This window comes from Phenylobacterium sp., from assembly GCF_035276905.1.
In the GTDB taxonomy this organism is placed as follows: domain Bacteria; phylum Pseudomonadota; class Alphaproteobacteria; order Caulobacterales; family Caulobacteraceae; genus Phenylobacterium.
The window spans coordinates 1-17048 of record NZ_DATELG010000369.1; the positions used below are offsets into that span (position 1 = coordinate 1).

The window sequence follows — 17048 nt, forward strand, 5'->3', positions numbered from 1 at the left end:
GCTCACTTCTTGCGGAACTGGTCGAGGGAAACGATCTTGGCTTCGCCCCCGGCCCCGCTGGCCGGCGCCTCTTGTTGCGACTCCGCGGGCGGGGCGGGCAGGGCCTTGGAGTCCGGCGCCGCCGCCGGCGGCGGCTCGAACTGCAGCAGGAACTGGACGCTGGGGTCGTAGAACCGCGTCACCGCCGCGTAGGGGATGCTGAGCCGCTTGGGCTGGCCGCCGAACTGCAGGGTGACGGAGAAGAAGGTCTCGCCCGGCGCCAGGTCCCAGTACTGGTGCTGCAGGACGATGGTCATCTCGTCCGGATACTTGCCCAGCAGGTCCTGGGGGCCGGAGACGCCGGCCGCGTCGGTCTTGAAGGTGATGTAGAAGTGGTGCGCGCCGGGCAGGCCCTCCGGCGCGGCGGCGCGTTTCAGCGCGGCCTTGACCACGCCGCGCAGGGCGTCCTGCGCCATCGCCTCGTAGTGCATCAAGTCCTGGGCCGGCGGGTCCTGGGCCATGGGGTCTCCGACTAACTCTTAACGCAAAGGGTAGCCTGCGGGCGCCCGCGCGCAAAGGGCTTCAAACAGCTGAATTCGTGGGGATCTGACGATCCCCGGCTACACCAAATCAAGGGGAAGTGGAGGGATTCTGTTGCCAGGCTCCCTCCGGCCCCGCCTAACGCTGCTAAGACGTTAGGGCTTTAGAGCGAAATCAACCGCACCGCTTACGCGGCGAGGCGGACTTCTTGAGCGAAGTTATCGTTCGCAGTTAGTTTAATGACCCGGGACGGTGGGTCAGGCCGAGAGAAAGCTAACACCTTTAGACGTCTGTCGATGCTGATCGGCCCCCTACTTCCTAAGCCAGAGTCGGGCTTACCGGCGATAACCCGGTGAAGATTTGGTGGAGCCGCCGGGAATCGCACCCGGGTCCAGTCCGCTTATTACGTGCGCCTTTATCTCCATAGTCGGGCGAACCCGACGCCGTGGAATATAGGGGCTAGGCGGCATGATTTGAAGTCGGATCGGTTTTCGCGCGCTCGCGGGCGAGCTCGGGGCGCAGCAGGGGCGCCGCGCCCAGCGCCAGCGCCGGCAGCACCGAGGGAAAGGCCCAGGGCAAGAGCACCCAGCCGAAGGCCGCGGCCGCATAGCGCGGCCAGCGCGGATCGCCGGGCCGGCGGAGGTGGGCCGCCAGGCCGGGCGCGAACAGCGCCAGCTCGTAGTTCATGGCGTAGGGCGTGACGAGGAGGGTGGCGCCGAAGAGGACCAGGCTGCGCTCGGCGAGGTCGTCCGTCCGCCGAAAGCCGAACCAGACCAGGGCCGCGGCCAGGGGGCCCAGCAGGAAGGCCCAGGCGCCGTTGCGACCGGTCGCGACCAGGGCGGCGAAGGGCGTGACGGCGTCCTCGGTCAGGCCGCGGTCGTGGAAGATCATGGCGTTGAACCGCGGCAACGCCGCCAGCCAGTCCGCCCAGGTCTGCACGCCCCAGACGGCGGCGGCGGCCAGGCATAGGCCAAGGCCGGTCGCCCCCGCCGCCAGGATCGTGCGCCAGCGGCCCTCGGCCAGCAGGGCGAGCGGGACCAGGATCATGAACTGCGGCTTGACCGACGCGGCCAGGCCCAACAGCACGCCCGCCAGGAGCGGCCGCCCGCGCAGCGAGAGCGCCATCAGCACCAGGCCGCCGATCAGCAGGGTCACCTGGCCGCACTGCGCCGTCAGCAGCACCGGCGGGGCGAGCAGCACCAGCGGCCAGGGCGCGCCGATCCGCGCCGCCGCCCACAGGAAGAGCGCGCCGGTCAGCGCCACCCAGAGCCCGTAGCCGGTCCAGTAGCCGGCCCAGTCGCCGGCAAGCGCGAAGGGGGCGAAGACGAAGAGCGCCGTGGGCGGATAGACGTAGGGCCTGAGGCGCCCGACGCCGAGCGGCCAGCCCTGCAGCGCCGAAATGTGCCGGAAGTCGTAGATCCGCGCCGGCTCGCTAAGCGCGGTCTTCGCCCCGGCCCAGAAACAGGAATAGTCCGCCCCCGGCGCCTGGATCTGCGTCAGCGCATAGAGGTCCAGGTACGCCCAGACGACGGCGGCCAGCAGGGCCGCGAGCGCCGCCAGTTTCAGAAGAAGGTCGGGGCGGAAGTGCGCGCGGATCCGCACGGGTCGAAGCTTCCCCTAAAGCCGCTGGTCCCGCCTCAGGACTTGAAGAGCCCCAGCTGCGGCGGGGCGATCGGCAGCGGGGCGGGCGTGTAGCGGACGAGCGGCAGGGCGAGGGCGAAATAGAGCGCCGGCGGGTGCCAGATATAGGCGAAGAACCCCGCTGCGCAGAGTAGGTAGGCCGGCCAGCGCGGGTCGCGGACGCGCGACAGATAGATCGCCACCGACGGCGCCAGCAGCACGTACTCGTAGTTCATCGCATAGGGCGAGATCAGGATGGTGGCGCCGAAGAGGGCGAACAGCCGGTCGGCCGGCTCCATCGGCCGGCTGAAGGCGAACCAGACCGCCGCCACGGCGAACGGCGCCAGCAGATAGGCCCAGGCGCCTTGGTAGCCGGCGCGCGTCAGCCAGGCGTAGGGCGTGGCTCCGGTCCGCAGGAGGCCGATGTTGGTGGTCACCAGCTCCTTGAAGCGCGGCAGCGCCGCCAGCCAGTCGAGCCAGATCTGCGGCCCCCAGATCAGCACCGAAGCGGCGCAGATCACGGCTGCGGTGACGCCGGCGACGATGAGGGTGCGCCAGCGGCCGTCCAGCGCGAAGGCGAGCGGCGCCAGCACCACGAACTGCGGCTTCAGGCAGGCGGCCAGGCCCAGCATGACGCCCGCGAGGTTCGGCCGGTCCTTCAGCGCCAGCGCCCCGATCACCAGCCCGCCCATGATGAACGGCATCTGCCCGCAGTCGACCACCAGCAGCACGCAGGGAAACAGCGCGACCCACCAGGGCGCGCCGACCGCCCGCGCCGCCCACAGGTAAAGCGCGCCGGTGACGCCGACCCACAGCGCAAAGCCCGGCAGGTACCCCGGGATCAGGGCGAAGGGGATGAAGACGAACAGCGCGGACGGCGGATAGATGTAGGGCCGGATGTCGCGCGGGCCGAGCGGCCAGCCCTGTACGTCGGTGACGTAAAGGAAGTCGTAGAGCTTCGAAGGGTTGTGCAGCGCCGTCTTCGCCCCGGCCCAGAAGCAGGAGTAGTCGGCGCCGAGGATCTGCTTGCGAAGCAGGCGGAGCAGCACCTCTGCGTCGTGCCAAAGGGCGTGCGCGATCAGGCCGACCGAAAGCGCGGCGAGGGCCACCCAGGCGATACGGCGCAGAACCATGTCCGCCGCTTAACGGAGCTTCACCATCCGTGCAACTTTCCGTGAGCGCGGCCGTCCGGCCGGGCGGCGTTTCTATCGCGGAATGGGCCGCTCAGGGTTGCGTCAGCGGCTCCGGCTCCGGCTCCGGCTCGGCGCCGGGCGCGCGGCTGCGGCTGTGCGGCGAGGGCTTGAGGATCCCGCCGCCGGTGGCGAACTCCTGATAGGCCTGCCGATCGAGGGCGAAGTCGATCCGGTTGTGGAACATGACGTCGAAGCGCGGCTCCTGGCCGAGCGCGGCCTTCAACGCCGGCTCCAGGACGTCGGCGACCTGGCCCACCGCCACGTCGTCGCACTCGCGGTGCAGGCTGCGCGCGCGATCGGCGGTGAGCAGGGTCAGGTCGTAGCCGACGCCGGAGACGCAGACGGTCTCGGTGGTCGAGGCGTTGCGCACCGCCTGGACCTCGCGCGGCGAGGCCCAGATCGGAATGTCGCGCAAAGCCAGGAAGGCCTGCGCCGCGCCGGCGGGCAGCTCGGCGTCGAATCCCACGCGCCGGCTGACGCCGGCCTCGCAGCAGGCGTAGCCGGCGCGGCCCTGGACGAAGGCGCGGCCGTCGTCGCGCACGGTGATCCGCACGATCGCCTGTCGGACGTTGCGCGATGGCCGGACCCAGACCTCGAGGATCATCTCGTTCCCGCGCATCACCTGCCACTGCAGCGGCATCAGGCCCCACAGCCGGTAGGTCGAGGCGTCGACGCCGTTGTCGATCGCCGCCAGCCGCTTGCCGCGCGGCAAGCGCCGGCCGCCGAGCGGATCGGCGGCCTCGGAAGGCTTGGGGCGCGGCTCGTCCCACCAGCTCTGCGGGTCGGGCTGCGGAAACGGCCAGATGTCCTCGCCGGGCATCGTCGGCGGCGGAGGCGGCGGCTTGCGCGCGAAGAACTGCGCCTGGGCCGGGCCCGCCAGCGCCGCTGCGGCGAGGATCACGATCGCGGTGCGCACGGCAGGGAGAAGAGCTTGAGCGCGCGGCGAGTTCCACCTTCCGCTCCCGGCAGCGGGAGAGGGACTTAAAGCGCCTCCACGCCGCGCTGGATCGACAGCACGCCGGTGCGCGAGACCTCGACCAGGCCGAGCGGCCGCATCAGCTCGACAAAGCTGTCGATCTTGGTCGGCGCGCCGGTGATCTCGAAGACGAAGCTCTCGTGGGTGGTGTCGATCACCTTGGCCCGGAAGATGTCGCTCACGCGCAAAGCTTCGACCCGCTCGGCGCCCGCGCCACGGACCTTGACCAGGGCGAGCTCGCGCTCCAGGCCGTTGGGGTCGCGGCTGACATCCTGTACGTGGCGGGTGGAGACCATCTTCTCCAGCTGCGCCTCGATCTGGGTCAGCACATGCGGCGTGCCGCGGGTGACGATGGTGACCCGGCTGGTGTGCGCGCGCCGATCGGTCTCGGCGACGGTCAGGCTCTCGATGTTGTAGCCCCGCGCCGCGAACAGCCCGACCAGCCGGTGCAGCACGCCCGGCTCGTTGTCCACCAGCACGGCGAAGGTGGCCAGGTTCACCGGCTCTTCGTCATGGGCGAGGTCGTAGACGGAAGCAGGTTGCGGGTCGGTGGTCATGCTGGGGGTCCGGCGGAGTGTCGCGCGTGACCTCTCACAGGCGGCGGGCGGCCGCAACCAGATCGTTCAGCGCGTCTACGTCGGCGGTTCCCACAACGCCGGCTGCAGATGGCGCAGCCGCTCGTCGTAGCCGTCGTCCCACGGCAGCCGCCCCGCCGCATCCGACAGCACGAACTGGAAAGCCTCCAGGCCCGTGCGCATCCCCGTTCGGTCGAAGCGCCGCATGCAGGCCAGCGTCAGCCATTCGCTCGTGTGGTCATGGTGGACCTTGCGCCAGACGCAGCGTGTCTCCGTGACCGCCGCCTGTAGCCCGTCCTCGATGACGAAGTCCCCTTTTCGCAGCGCCTCGAAGCCCCTCCAGAACAGCTCGTTGGCGCTGGCCTTCGGCAGGTCGAAGGCGACCAGTTCCGGATGATCTAAGGTCTCGTCGAAGCCGATCGTGTAGGCCCAGGACGGGGCGGAGTGGTAGTCGCCGACGTAGACGCCCGACCACCCGTGCCGGTCGATATCCCGCGCCTGTTTGCGCTTGGCCCAGGTGAGCCGCAGCCGGTCGAGGAGATTCATGTCCGGGCGCTCCGCCCGCCGAGCCACAGGCGTTCGTGCAGACTGGGGCGCTGATCCTTCCGGAAAAACATTAGCTCCGGCGGTGTCACGAGATTTGCTCCACGAACGGTTGCCGGAACATTTGCGGAACATTCTCCGCGAGTCAACGGCGAAGCTTGCAACCTCCGCCCGCGCCGCCAGATTCGCGCCCATGTCCTCGCTCCGCATGCCCCAGAGCCTTGCCAAGCGCCTCGGCGTCGAGACCGGCGAGGCGGTGCTGCGCTACGAGCTCTTGGAGGAACAGGCGGTCTCGCTGGGGCGCGCCGGCAAGAAGCTCGAGGCGGCGCTCTCGGCGCTCCGCGCCCACGAGGGCGGGGAAGGCCGCGCCGCCGTGCTCAAGGCGGCGGCCGAGGCGGCCTGGGGCTTCTTCGTCCAGCGCGAGGTGCTGGGCCTGCGCGACCGCGCCGCGATCGTCGCCCAGTACGACATCCCCCGCGAGGTGCTGGCGCGGATCGGGGCGCGCTAAAGCGCCCGAAATTCCGCTGCAACAATCTTGCGTTGTCATGCCCTGGACGGTTCGGAGGGCTTGATGCTGAAGAGGTTCAACGTCACCGTGGCGGCGGCGTTGCTCGTCGCCGGCGGCCCGGCCTGGGCGCAATCCCGGGCCTATGTCGTGACGGTCGCGCCTGCGCCTCAGGTGCGAGGCTTCGACAAGCTCCATATCTCAAAGGCGGCGCTTGGCGGCGCCGAGATCAGCCTGTGGAGCAACACTGCGATAGATCCGGACTGCACCGAACATGCTCCCGGCGCGACGTTGCGGATCGTCGAGGCCCCGGCGCATGGAACCGCCCGGATCAGCGACGATCCACTTTACCTGGCCTTCCCGCCGGGAAATCCGCGGTCGGCCTGCAACGACCGCAAAATTCCCGGCCACGAGGCCTTTTACAGCGCCGCCGCCGGCTACACGGGACACGACAAGGTGGTCCTCGAGGGCTCTTCCCCTGGCGGACGGGTCCGCCGCATCACCGTGGATATCCTCGTGCGTTGACGGCGACGGCCTCAGCCCTTCCTGCCCACCAGGGCGAACATCGCCCCCTGCGGGTCGACGCCCTGGATGATCCAGGCGCCGCCGGGGACCTCCATCGGGCCGTTGACGATCCTGCCGCCGGCGCTGGTCACCCGCGCGGCCGCGGAGTCGATGTCGCCGACCTGGAAGTAGTAGAGCCAGCCCGGCCGGGCGACCTGCTCGGGCTTGTTCATCATCCCGCCGACCTGCCCGTCCTGGTTGGCGAACAGGATGTACGAGCCCATCGGGCCCATGTCGTGGACGGCGTCCTTCTTCCAGCCGAACATCTCGGCGTAAAAGGCGAGCGCCTGGTCGACATCGCCCGAATACAGCTCGCGCCAGTCGGCATGGCCCTTGGTTCCGGGGGCGATCTTCGGCCGCGCCTGCGGGGGCGGGACCGGCTTCATGACCTGGAACACCGCGCCCGACGGGTCGGCGACCACCGCGAAGCGGCCGATCCCGGGGATGTCTTGCGGGTCGCGCATCACCGAGCCGCCCAGCGTCTTGACCTTCTCCGCCGCGGCGTCGCAGTCGTCGACGTAGACATAGCCGCTCCAGTTCGGCGGCACGCCCATGGCCTTGGCCTGCGGCGGGATGAGCATGATCCCGGCCACGCCGGCGTCGTCGGCGTTGGCGACCGAATAGGTCATGTCGGCGGCGGTCATGTCGTCATAGATCCAGCCGACGACTTCACCGTAGAAGCGCTTGGCGTCTTCCTGATCGGTGGTGAGCAACTCGTACCAGATGAAACGGCCGTGATCTTCGCTCATCGCTGCGTCTCCGGTTCGTGTGGGAAAACCATGCTAGTCGGTTCTCGCGAAGGACGCGCGACGGTGCGCGGTTCCGACAGGCCCGCTTCTCAATTTCTTGTGGTCGTCCCGGAAGCGGCGCAGCCGCTGGCACGGCGGCGAGCTGGGCCCCTCCAGGAAGGAACAGCTGCTGGACGCCCCGGAGCTGCTGCCCGGCCGCAATGATCCCTGCCCCTGCGGCTCGGGCATGAAGCACAAGAAGTGCTGCGGAGCCGCCTGACGACGGCCCCGCGTCGGCTCACACCAGCCGCTTGCCGGCCTCGTCGATGATCGAGCCGAGGTCGCGGGACTCCTCGGCCATGATCATCTCGTTGTGCGCCTTGCCGGAGGGGATCATCGGGAAGCAGTTCTCTTCCTTGGTGACCCGGCAGTCGAAGATCACCGGCCGGTCGACCGAGATCATCTCGCGGATCTTGTCGTCCAGCTCGTCCGGATGCTCCGCGCGCAGGCCGACGCAGCCGAACGCCTCGGCCATCTTCACGAAGTCGGGGAGGCTCGCCGAATAGGAGTGCGAGTAGCGCTCGCCGTGCAGCAGCTGCTGCCACTGGCGCACCATGCCCATCCACTCGTTGTTGAGGATGAAGATCTTGATCGGCAGGTCGTGCTGCACCGCCGTCGACATCTCCTGCATGGTCATCTGCACCGAGGCGTCGCCGGCGATGTCGATGACCAGGCTGTCCGGGTGGGCGATCTGCACCCCGACCGCGGCCGGCAGGCCGTAGCCCATCGTGCCCAGGCCCCCCGACGTCATCCAGCGGTTCGGCTGGTCGAAGTGGAAGAACTGGGCGGCCCACATCTGGTGCTGGCCGACCTCGGTGGTGATGTAGACGTCGCGGTCCTTGGTCAGCTCGTAGAGCCGCTGGATCGCCTGCTGCGGCTTGATCAGCTTGGCGTCGGGCCGATAGCGGAACGACTGGCGTGCGCGCCAGGCGTCGATCTCGCGCCACCAATCTGTCAGCGCACCTTGATCTGTCTTGTAATTCCGCTGCTTCCAGGCGCCGATCAGATCCTCCAGCACCGAGCCGGCATCGCCGACGATGGCGATGTCGGCGTGGACGTTCTTGCTGATCGAGGAGGCGTCGATGTCGATGTGGATCTTGCGCGAGGTCGGCGCGAAGGCGTCCAGCCGGCCGGTCACCCGGTCGTCGAAGCGCGCGCCGACCGCCACCATCACATCGCAATCATGCATGGCGTTGTTGGCCTCGAAGGAGCCATGCATGCCGACCATGCCCAGCCACTGCCGGCCCGACGCCGGATAGGCGCCCAGGCCCATCAGGGTCGAGGTGACCGGCGCCCCGGTGAGCGCGGCGAGCTCGCGCAGCAGCTCGGCCGCGCGGGGGCCGGCGTTGATGACCCCGCCGCCGGTGTAGAGGATCGGCCGGCGCGCGCCGGCGATCATCGCCGCGGCCTCAGCGATGCGGCCGGCGTCGCCCTTCACCCGCGGCGCATAGTTGTGCGTCGGCTTCACCTCCTTCGGGCCCTGATAGACGCCCTTGGCGAACTGCACGTCCTTCGGCAGGTCGATGACGACCGGGCCGGGGCGGCCGGAGGTGGCGATGTGGAAGGCCTCGTGGATGACCCGGGGCAGCTCCTCGACCGACTTCACCAGGTAGTTGTGCTTTGTGCAGGGTCGGGTGATGCCGATGGTGTCGCACTCCTGGAAGGCGTCGGTGCCGATCAGGTGGGTGGCGACCTGGCCGGTGATGACCACCAGCGGGATGGAGTCCATCAGGGCGTCGACGATGCCGGTGACGGCGTTGGTCGCGCCGGGGCCGGAGGTGACCAGGACCACGCCCGGCTTGCCGGTCGAGCGCGCATAGCCCTCGGCGGCGTGGGTCGCGCCCTGCTCGTGGCGGACCAGGACGTGGCGCAGCCTGGGCTCGTTGAACAGCGCGTCATAGATCGGCAGCACCGCCCCGCCCGGATAGCCGAACAGCACCTCGACGCCCTGGTCGAGGAGGGCGCGCACGACGATCTCGGCGCCGGACATGGCAGCTTGCTGAGCTTCGACGGTCTGGGTGGCGGTCATGGGCATGCGACCTTTTTCGGGAACGGAGCTGGTGGCGATTTGGGCAATAAAAAAGGCCCTTCGAGGGGCCTGGGACGAGCGACCGGGAGGGCCTGACGCGGAAGGTCAGTCCTTAGAGCGGTCGCCTTACGATTACGAGCACGGTGCGCACGGGAGGTCTCTGCGGATGAAGCTTAGAGCGTTTCGCATGCCCGTGAGGGAGCGTCAAGGGAGGCGGAGCGCCGCTCGCGCCTCTTCCCACTGCCCCGCCGCCTCCGCCGCCGTCGCCCTGGGCCAGTCGGCCATCTGGCCGCGCATCCAGGTCAGCTGGCGCTTGGCGTAACGGCGGGTCTCGCGCTGGGCGGCGTCGAGGGCTTCGGCGAGGCTGACCTCGCCGCGCAGGCAGGCGGCGAATTCGCGCACCCCGACCGCCTTCATCGCCGGCAGCGTCGGGTCGAGCTTGCGCGCCATCAGCGCGGCGACCTCGTCCAGCGCGCCCTGCCGGACCATGATCTCCAGCCGCGCGTCGCAACGGGCGTAGAGGATCTCGCGCGGCGGCTCCAGCGCCACCGCCGCCCAGGCCTCGCGCGGCAGGGGCGGCTCTCCCGTCCGTTGCCAGTCGCTGAGCGGCTCGCCGGTGGCGGCGAAGACCTCCCAGGCCCGCACCAGCCGCTGGCGGTCGCCGGGCGCGATGCGGGCGACGGCGGCGGGGTCCGCCTCGGCCAGCCGTGTGCGGAACGCCGCCTCGCCCATGTGCTCGAAGCCCGCCTCCGCCTCGCGCCGGGTCTCGGGCGGAATGGGCGGGATCTCGGCCAGGCCCTGGGTCAGGGCGCGGAAGTAGAGGCCGGTGCCGCCGACCACGACCGCCGGGCGTCCGCGCGCGGCGATCGCCTCCAGGGCCTCCAGCGCCGCCCGCAGCCAGCGGCCGGTGGACCAGCCGCAGGCCGCGTCGACGGTTCCGAACAGGTGGTGCGGGGCCTGGCGTTCCTCGGCTTCGCTCGGCCGGGCGGTGAGCAGGCGCAGGTCCGCATAGAGCTGCATGGAGTCGGCGCCCACGATCTCCGCCCCGGTCTCGGCGGCCAGCTTCAGCGCCAGCGCCGACTTGCCGCTTGCCGTCGGCCCGGCGATCAGCCAGATGCGGCCCTGCATGGAACTGGTGCTCACCCTCGTCAGCCCCGCAAGCGGGGCGCTGCCCGCGGCCGAGGCCGCCGTCGATCAAGCGCTCGCAAGAGCCGATCTGTCCGTCAAGGCGCACGAGCCGCTTGGCCCCTGCGCGGTCGACATCTATCTGGAGGGCGAGCTGGGCGCCGTGCGCAAGCTCGCGCTCGAGGCGCTGGCCCACCACGCCACGGACGCCGCGGTCCAGCCGATCGCCCACCGCCGCAAGGGCCTGCTGCTGGCGGATATGGATTCGACCATCATCAACGTCGAGTGCCTGGACGAGCTGGCCGACTTCGCCGGCGTGAAGGCCCAGGTGGCCGAGATCACCGAGCGGGCGATGCGCGGCGAGCTCGAGTTCGAGGGCGCGCTGCGCGAGCGGGTCGGCATGCTGAAGGGCCTTTCGCTCTCGGCCCTGCAGGCGGCCTATGACGAGCGGGTCCGGCTCAACCCCGGCGCCCGGACCCTGGTGCGCACCATGGCGGCGCACGGCGCGCGCTGCGTGCTGGTCTCCGGCGGCTTCACCTTCTTCACCAGCCGGGTGGCCGAGGCCGCGGGCTTCCACGCCAACCGCGCCAACACCCTGATCGATGCGGGCGGGGCGCTCACTGGCCAGGTCGGCGAACCGATTCTTGGCCGAGAAGCCAAGCTGGCGGCGCTGAAGGGGGAGGCGCAGGCCCTCGGCCTCGACCTTTCCCGCACGCTGGCGATCGGCGACGGGGCCAACGACCTGGCGATGATCGAGGCCGCGGGCCTGGGCGTCGCCTACCGCGCCAAGCCGATCGTCGCGGCCCAGGCCGACGCCAAGGTCGACCACGCCGACCTCGCCGCGCTGCTCTACTTCCAGGGCTACCGCGCCGAGCAGTTCGTCACGGACTGAGCGGCATGCTGCTGCCGCGTCCCCTCAAGGCCGTCGTCTTCGACATGGACGGCCTGCTGGTCGACACCGAGCTGGTGGTGTTCGAGGCGATGAAGGCCTCGTGCCTGGGCGTGGGCCGAAAGATGCCGTTCGACCTCTTCCGGCGGCTGGTCGGCCTGCCCGGTCACGTCAGTGACCAGATCGTCGTCGAGCACTTCGGCGAGGGCTTCGACGTCTCGGCCTGGCGCGACGGCGTCGCCCATCACTTCCGGGAGATCGCGGCCGCCGGGATCGCCCTGAAGGCCGGCGTGGTCGAGCTGCTCGACGTGCTGGACGCGCGGGGGCTGCCGCGGGCGGTGGCGACCTCTTCCACGCGGGTCGCGGTCGACCACAGCCTGGGCCAGCACGGCCTTATCGAGCGCTTCGGCGCCATCATCAGCCGCGAGCTGCAGACCCACCACAAGCCGCACCCCGATCCGTTCCTGAAGGCCGCCGCCGCAATCGGCGTCGATCCCGCCGATTGCCTGGCGCTGGAGGACAGCCACAACGGCGTGCGCGCCGCCGCCGCCGCGGGCATGATGACCATCATGGTCCCGGACCTGCTCGATCCCACCGAGGAGATGCAGGGGCTGGCGGTGCACATCGCGTCCGACCTGCACGAGGTGCGGGCGATGCTGGAGGGACAGGGGTAAGCGGCCCCTACCGCCTCCCGCTCGCGCCCGGCCCGCGCTCGAAATAGCGGAAGAAGTCGCTGTCCGGCGACAGCACGACGGTCGCGTCGCCCTGGCCGAGCGCGGTCTCGTAGGCCTGCATCGAGCGGTAGAAGGCGGCGAAGCCGGGATCGCGGCCGAAGCTCTGGGCGAAGATGCGGGTGCGCTGGGCGTCGCCCTGGCCGCGGGTGGTCTCGCCCTCCTCGCTGGCGGCGGCCAGCGTGATCGCCACCTCCTTGTCGGCGGCGGCGATGATCTGGCGCTTCTGCTGCTCGCCGACCGCGCGGATCTGGGCCGCCTCCTGCTGGCGGGCGGTCTGCATGCGGCGGTAGACGGCGGCCTGGTTGGCGGCCGGCAGGTCGGCGCGCTTGATCCTGAGGTCGATCACCTGGACGCCGAAGCGGGCCAACGCCGCGCGCCGCGCCACGTCGTCGCGGGTCGCGGCCATCAGCTGGGCGCGCTGGCCTGAGATGATGTTGCTCGAAGTGGTCGAGCCCAGCACTTGGCGCAGCGCCGAGTTGACCAGCGGCTCCAGCCGCGCCGTGGCGGTGCGGTCGTCGCGCAGCGTGCGGTAGTACTGCAGCGGGTCGGCGATGCGGTAGCGGAGGAAGGCGTCGACCACCAGCCGCTCCTGGTCGGCGGAGATCACCTCCTCCTGGTCGGCCTCGAGGCCGAGGTTGCGGCGGTCGACCTTGATCACGTTCTCGATGAACGGGGTCTTGATGTTGAGCCCCGCCCCCGGCTTGCCCAGAGGATGGATCACCCGCACCGGCTGGCCGAGGCGCAGCACGATCGCCGATTCCCGCTGGTCGACGATGAAGAAGGTGTTGGCGAGCACGATCAGGACCACCAAGCCGATCACGCCCCAGAAGGTGAGCTGCCGGCGGGTCATTGGGCGGCCTTCTTCTGCTCGGCGCCCTGGGCCTGGCCTTGGGTCTGGCTCTGGGCGCCATCCGTGGTCGCCGGGGGCGCCGGGGGCGCCGGCGCCGGCTGGGCCCTGCGCTGGAAGACGTCCGGCGGCAGCACGATCGGCGCGGTCACGCCCTTGCCGCCGACGATCACCTTGTTGGACTTGCCGAGCACCCGCTCCATCGTCTCCAGATAGAGCCGCTCGCGGGTCACGCCCGGGGCCCGGCGGTATTCGCCGTAGATCTGGTTGAAGCGCGCCGCATCGCCCAGCGCCTCGCGCACCGCCTGCTCGCGATAGGCCTGGCCGGACTGGACGATGCGGGCGGCGTCGCCCTTGGCCTCGTTGATCACCCGGTTGCGATAGGTGTTGGCCTCGTTGACCGCGCTCTCCGCGTCCTGGCCGGCGTTGGCCACCTCGCGGAAGGCGGCGACCACCTCCTGCGGCGGGTTGGCCGAGCGGATCTGCACCTCGACGACGTTGACGCCCGCGCCCCAGGCGTTGAGCGTCTTCTGCATCAGCTCGGCGGCGTCGATCTGCACCTTGCCGCGGCCCTTGGTGAGGATCTCCTGCAGCGGCATCTTGCCGACCACCTCGCGCATGGCGCTCTCGGCGACGGCCTTCACCGCCTCGTCCGGGTTGCGGGTGGCGAAGACGTATTGGGGGGCGTCGGCGACGCGCCAGGTGACGCTGAAGTCGAGGTTGATGATGTTCTCGTCGCCGGTCAGCATCAGGCTTTCCTGCGGCACGTCGGCGTCGGCCGTGCCGCCGATGTCGACGCGGTTCAGCGAGGTCACCGCCACCTTCTCGACCCGCTCGATCGGGCCGGGCAGGTGGTAGCGCAGGCCCGGCCCCTCGGATCGGGAATAGGCGCCGAAGGTGGTGACCACCGCCTCCTCGTTCGGCTGCACCACATAGAGCCCAGAGAGCGCCCAGATGCCGATCACTCCGGCGGCGATGGTGGCGATCGCGCCGGGGCGGACGCCCTCCGGCCCGCTGAAGAACCGCCGGATCCGCTGCTTCAGCCGTTCGACGTCGGGGTTCGGCTCCGGCGGCCGCTGCGGTCCGCGGCCTTCGCCCTGCGGACGGCGCGAGGCGGGCTCACGGCGATCCTCGTCCGGCGGCGGAGCGCCCCAGGGACCCGGATTGGCGTTGTCGTTCCAGGGCATCAGCGGCGTCGCGTCTCGGTCAAGCCGCCATCCTAGAACGCGCGAAGGTCTTGCGCCACAAGTGCGGCGGGCTTGTAAACCGGCTCGCACGGCCGGATATGAGACCCCTTCATCATCGAGGCAAGCCGAAGGCGTCATGAGCGACGGACCCGTCCCCGACCGCGCAGCCATCCTCTCCGCGCTGGACAAGGTGCGCGATCCGAAGAGCGGCCAGGGCCTGGCGGCGGCGGGCCTCGTGCGGGGCCTGAGCCTGCGGGCCGGGCGCGCCGGCTTCATGCTGGAGGTCGCGCCCGCCGACATCGAGCTCTACCGCCCGGTGGCCGACGCCGCCGAGCAGGCGATGGCCGCGGTGGAAGGCGTCGACAAGGCCCAGGTCGTGCTGACCGCCGAGACCGCCGCGCCCGCCGCCCCCAGCGTGCAGGCCAGGCGCGCCCGCGTCGCCGAGGACCCGCAGGCGAGGCTCGGCCACATGCCCGAGGCCGAGCGCCCGGCTCACGTGAAGCGGGTGATCGCCATCGCCAGCGGCAAGGGCGGGGTCGGCAAGTCCACGGTCGCCGTCAGCCTTGCCGCGGCCTTCGCGCGGCTGGGCCTGCGTGCTGGGCTGCTGGACGCCGACGTCTACGGCCCTTCGGCGCCGCACATGCTTGGGATCGCGGGCGAACCCACCTTCGACGCGGACAAGCGGCTCAATCCGCTGGAGGCCTGGGGCGTCAAGGTGATGTCGATCGGCTTCATCGTCGAGCCGGGCGACGCGGCCATCTGGCGCGGGCCGATGGCTTCGTCCGCGGTGCGGACGCTGATCGGATCGAACTGGGGGAGCGAGGCCGCTCCCCTCGACGTGCTGGTGGTCGACCTGCCGCCCGGCACCGGCGACATCCAGCTGACCATCGCCCAGCGGCTGACGATCGATGGCGTCGTGATCGTCTCCACCCCGCAGGAGATCGCCCTGATCGACGCCCGCCGGGCGGCGACCATGTTCCGCAAGATGGGGACCAAGATCCTGGGCGTGGTCGAGAACATGGCCTATTTCGCCGACCCCGCCACCGGCGCGAGGATCCCGATCTTCGGCGAAGGCGGCGCGGCCGCCGAGGCCGAGCGCCTGGGCGTCCCCCTGCTCGGCCAGGTCCCGCTGGAGACGCCGCTGCGCGAGGCCTGCGACGCCGGCCGGCCGCTGGTGGCGACGGCGCCGGAGAGCGCCTCGGCGAAGGTGTTCCTGGAGATGGCGCAGAGGCTCTCCCTCCCTTGATTAAGAGAGGGAAGAGTCCTCCCACGCCTCCAGCTGCGCCTGGATCTGCGCGTGCCGCGCCTGGTCCAGGCGGTAGCCGGTGAAGCACAGGCCGCCCAGCAGCACGAACACGATCGGCCCGGCGAGGAAGGCGATCTCCAGGCCGCGCAGCGCCCGGGCGGTGTTGGCGGCGCCCTCGCGCGGGTCGAAGCCCACCTCGCTGAGCACCCGGAAGGTGAGGAAGATCGCCGCCGCGGTCGCGAGCTTGGTGGTGGCGTTGGTGAGCGCGAAGACCAGGCCGGTCCACTCGCGCCCGGTCTCCAGCCGCACCTCGTCGGCGATGTCGGCGGCCAGCGCGCGCAGCAGAACGAGGAAACCGGAGAAGGCCGCGCCCGCCAGCGCCATCAGCGGCAGGGCGGCGAGGAAACGGCCCTGGGGCAGGAAGGGGGTCGCCGTCAGGCAGAGCGAGAAGGTCGTGGTGCAGACCATCAGCGCACGGTGCTTGTTGAGGCGCGCGGCCAGCGCCGCGCTCGCCGGCGCGCCCACGAAACCCGCTCCGACATAGGCCAGGAGCAGCAGGTTGGCCTGGGAGACGTCGAAGCCGCGCTTGGTGGTGAAGTAGAAGAGGTAGAGCGCCGCCATCCATCCCGGCCCAAGCTGGATGCAGAGGTCGGAGGCGAGCAGCCGGATGATGTTCGGCCGCGCCAGCAGCCGGCCGTAGTCGCGAAGGGTGAAGCTGTCGGCGTGGTCCGGGGCGACGTGCTCGGGCGTACGGGCGACCATCAGCGCCGTGGCCAGCGGGGCGGCGACGATGACGAACCAGATCATCGCCTCCACCCCTTTGGCGTCGGAATAGCCCAACCTGGCCATCGCCACGGGCACGACCAGGACCGCGATCGAGCCCACGACGGACATCCAGATGATCGCCGCGAACAGCCGCGAGCGCTGCTGGTAGCCGGGGACGAGCGCCGAGCCCCAGGCCAGCTGGGCCAGGTACATGGCCGAGTAGCCGAGGAACATCACCAAAAGGGCGGCGACCAAAAAAGCCTCGTTCACCGCGACCGGGGGGTGCATCAGCACATAAAGGGCCACGCCCAGCACCGGCGGGGCCCCGATCGCCCAGAGCCGGTAGCGCCCGAAGCGGCTGCGCGTGCGGTCCATCGCCAGGCCGATCAGCGGATCGAGCGGGATGTCGATCGCCCGCACCATGGCGAAGGCCGCGCCCACCGCCCCCAGGCTCAGGCCCATGTGGCTGGCGAAATAGCGCGGCAGGTGGACGGTCAGCGCCAGCTGCAGGGCTCCGATGGGCGCGCCGACCGCGGCGAACGCCAAGATCGCGGGCAGGGAGAGCGCCGGGGGCTGCTTGGTGGGCCTCAACGGCTCAGGTCTCATGTGTTTCGCCAGGCTCAACCCATAGCGCAGATTCGCCGACGGCCCGCGGCGTCGTCGAATCTGTCACGAAAGCGCCATAGGAAGTTCGGTCGCGCGCCGCGACGGCGCGGGGGGATCTGAATGTTTCGCGGCGAAAACGCCCAGAGCCTGGCGGGCCTGGCCCTGGTGCTGGGGCTCTGCTGGCTGATGTCCGAGGACCGCCGGCGCTTTCCGTGGCGGCTGGTGCTGTCCACGGTCGCGGTCCAGGCGCTGCTGATCCTGGCGCTGTTCGGCGTGCCGGCGCTGCGCGCGCCGCTGGCGCTGGCCGGCCGGGCGGTCGACGCCCTGGCCGGCAGCA

At 70.5% G+C, this 17048-nt stretch carries 19 protein-coding genes and 1 other RNA gene; 7 read left to right on the forward strand and 13 right to left on the reverse strand.

Annotated features, from left to right (window positions below):
• Window positions 1-2 precede the first annotated feature (2 nt).
• The 7 genes from VJS38_RS17535 to VJS38_RS17565 all read right to left on the reverse strand — a co-directional run bounded on the left by VJS38_RS17535 (window position 3) and on the right by VJS38_RS17565 (window position 5429).
• Entirely contained in the window at window positions 3-500 is a 498-nt protein-coding gene (locus VJS38_RS17535; RefSeq protein ID WP_324089440.1) for an SspB family protein, read from the reverse strand.
• Between the two features lie 118 nt (window positions 501-618).
• Window positions 619-1001, reverse strand: a transfer-messenger RNA (tmRNA) gene (gene ssrA / locus VJS38_RS17540).
• Window positions 979-2121, reverse strand: a complete 1143-nt coding sequence (locus tag VJS38_RS17545) for a glycosyltransferase family 87 protein (protein ID WP_324089441.1) — start codon at window positions 2119-2121, stop codon at window positions 979-981. The genes ssrA and VJS38_RS17545 overlap by 23 nt, the downstream gene beginning before the upstream one ends.
• A gap of 35 nt (window positions 2122-2156) precedes the next feature.
• Window positions 2157-3272 (reverse strand): glycosyltransferase family 87 protein, encoded by a 1116-nt coding sequence (locus VJS38_RS17550; RefSeq protein ID WP_324089442.1) that lies wholly within the window; start codon window positions 3270-3272, stop codon window positions 2157-2159.
• Between the two features lie 91 nt (window positions 3273-3363).
• Entirely contained in the window at window positions 3364-4248 is an 885-nt protein-coding gene (locus tag VJS38_RS17555) for a hypothetical protein (RefSeq protein WP_324089443.1), read from the reverse strand.
• 65 nt (window positions 4249-4313) lie between these two features.
• A complete protein-coding gene (gene ilvN / locus VJS38_RS17560) occupies window positions 4314-4865 on the reverse strand; it encodes an acetolactate synthase small subunit (RefSeq protein WP_324089444.1) in 552 nt (183 codons plus the stop codon).
• A 75-nt stretch (window positions 4866-4940) separates the two neighbouring features.
• Entirely contained in the window at window positions 4941-5429 is a 489-nt protein-coding gene (locus tag VJS38_RS17565; RefSeq protein ID WP_324089445.1) for a DUF4262 domain-containing protein, read from the reverse strand.
• 190 nt (window positions 5430-5619) lie between these two features.
• On the opposite strand from VJS38_RS17565, the gene VJS38_RS17570 reads away from it, so the two are divergent.
• Complete coding sequence (locus VJS38_RS17570) at window positions 5620-5934, forward strand: DUF6665 family protein (protein WP_324089446.1); 315 nt, start codon at window positions 5620-5622, stop codon at window positions 5932-5934.
• 63 nt (window positions 5935-5997) lie between these two features.
• Window positions 5998-6456 (forward strand): hypothetical protein, encoded by a 459-nt coding sequence (locus VJS38_RS17575; protein WP_324089447.1) that lies wholly within the window; start codon window positions 5998-6000, stop codon window positions 6454-6456.
• An 11-nt stretch (window positions 6457-6467) separates the two neighbouring features.
• Here VJS38_RS17575 and VJS38_RS17580 read toward each other — a convergent pair whose 3' ends face one another.
• Window positions 6468-7244 (reverse strand): VOC family protein, encoded by a 777-nt coding sequence (locus VJS38_RS17580; RefSeq protein ID WP_324089448.1) that lies wholly within the window; start codon window positions 7242-7244, stop codon window positions 6468-6470.
• Window positions 7245-7341: 97 nt separating this feature from the next.
• Between VJS38_RS17580 and VJS38_RS21030 the strand changes: the two genes are divergently transcribed.
• Window positions 7342-7503, forward strand: coding sequence for an SEC-C metal-binding domain-containing protein (locus VJS38_RS21030; RefSeq protein ID WP_414692461.1), 162 nt, complete (start codon window positions 7342-7344; stop codon window positions 7501-7503).
• Between the two features lie 18 nt (window positions 7504-7521).
• Here the strand turns inward: VJS38_RS21030 and VJS38_RS17585 are convergent, their stop codons facing one another.
• Together VJS38_RS17585 and miaA are read right to left on the reverse strand one after the other, a co-directional pair.
• Entirely contained in the window at window positions 7522-9312 is a 1791-nt protein-coding gene (locus VJS38_RS17585) for an acetolactate synthase 3 large subunit (protein WP_324089456.1), read from the reverse strand.
• Between the two features lie 204 nt (window positions 9313-9516).
• The gene (miaA, locus tag VJS38_RS17590) at window positions 9517-10440 is read right to left on the reverse strand and encodes a tRNA (adenosine(37)-N6)-dimethylallyltransferase MiaA (protein ID WP_324089457.1); all 924 of its coding nucleotides are present in this window, start codon (window positions 10438-10440) and stop codon (window positions 9517-9519) included.
• Between miaA and serB the strand changes: the two genes are divergently transcribed.
• Both serB and VJS38_RS17600 read left to right on the forward strand, forming a co-directional pair.
• The gene (gene serB / locus VJS38_RS17595) at window positions 10427-11329 is read left to right on the forward strand and encodes a phosphoserine phosphatase SerB (protein ID WP_414692462.1); all 903 of its coding nucleotides are present in this window, start codon (window positions 10427-10429) and stop codon (window positions 11327-11329) included. The two genes, miaA and serB, sit on opposite strands and share 14 nt — an antisense overlap.
• Before the next feature lie 5 nt (window positions 11330-11334).
• A complete protein-coding gene (locus VJS38_RS17600) occupies window positions 11335-12000 on the forward strand; it encodes an HAD family phosphatase (RefSeq protein ID WP_324089450.1) in 666 nt (221 codons plus the stop codon).
• Between the two features lie 7 nt (window positions 12001-12007).
• Here VJS38_RS17600 and VJS38_RS17605 read toward each other — a convergent pair whose 3' ends face one another.
• Together VJS38_RS17605 and hflK are read right to left on the reverse strand one after the other, a co-directional pair.
• On the reverse strand, window positions 12008-12910 hold the full coding sequence (locus VJS38_RS17605) for a protease modulator HflC (RefSeq protein ID WP_324089451.1): 903 nt from the start codon (window positions 12908-12910) through the stop codon (window positions 12008-12010).
• Complete coding sequence (gene hflK, locus VJS38_RS17610; protein ID WP_324089452.1) at window positions 12907-14094, reverse strand: FtsH protease activity modulator HflK; 1188 nt, start codon at window positions 14092-14094, stop codon at window positions 12907-12909. Before hflK ends, VJS38_RS17605 begins: the two co-directional genes overlap by 4 nt.
• Before the next feature lie 136 nt (window positions 14095-14230).
• Here hflK and VJS38_RS17615 point away from each other — a divergent pair, with 136 nt between their 5' ends.
• On the forward strand, window positions 14231-15340 hold the full coding sequence (locus VJS38_RS17615; protein WP_324089453.1) for an Mrp/NBP35 family ATP-binding protein: 1110 nt from the start codon (window positions 14231-14233) through the stop codon (window positions 15338-15340).
• On the opposite strand, the gene VJS38_RS17620 is transcribed toward VJS38_RS17615, so the two are convergent.
• Window positions 15341-16711: an MFS transporter gene (locus VJS38_RS17620; protein ID WP_324089454.1), complete on the reverse strand. Its 1371-nt coding sequence runs from the start codon at window positions 16709-16711 to the stop codon at window positions 15341-15343.
• 120 nt (window positions 16712-16831) lie between these two features.
• Between VJS38_RS17620 and VJS38_RS17625 the strand changes: the two genes are divergently transcribed.
• Window positions 16832-17048 (forward strand): Na+ dependent nucleoside transporter N-terminal domain-containing protein (locus VJS38_RS17625; RefSeq protein WP_324089455.1); only part of this gene is annotated, 217 nt, incomplete at its 3' end.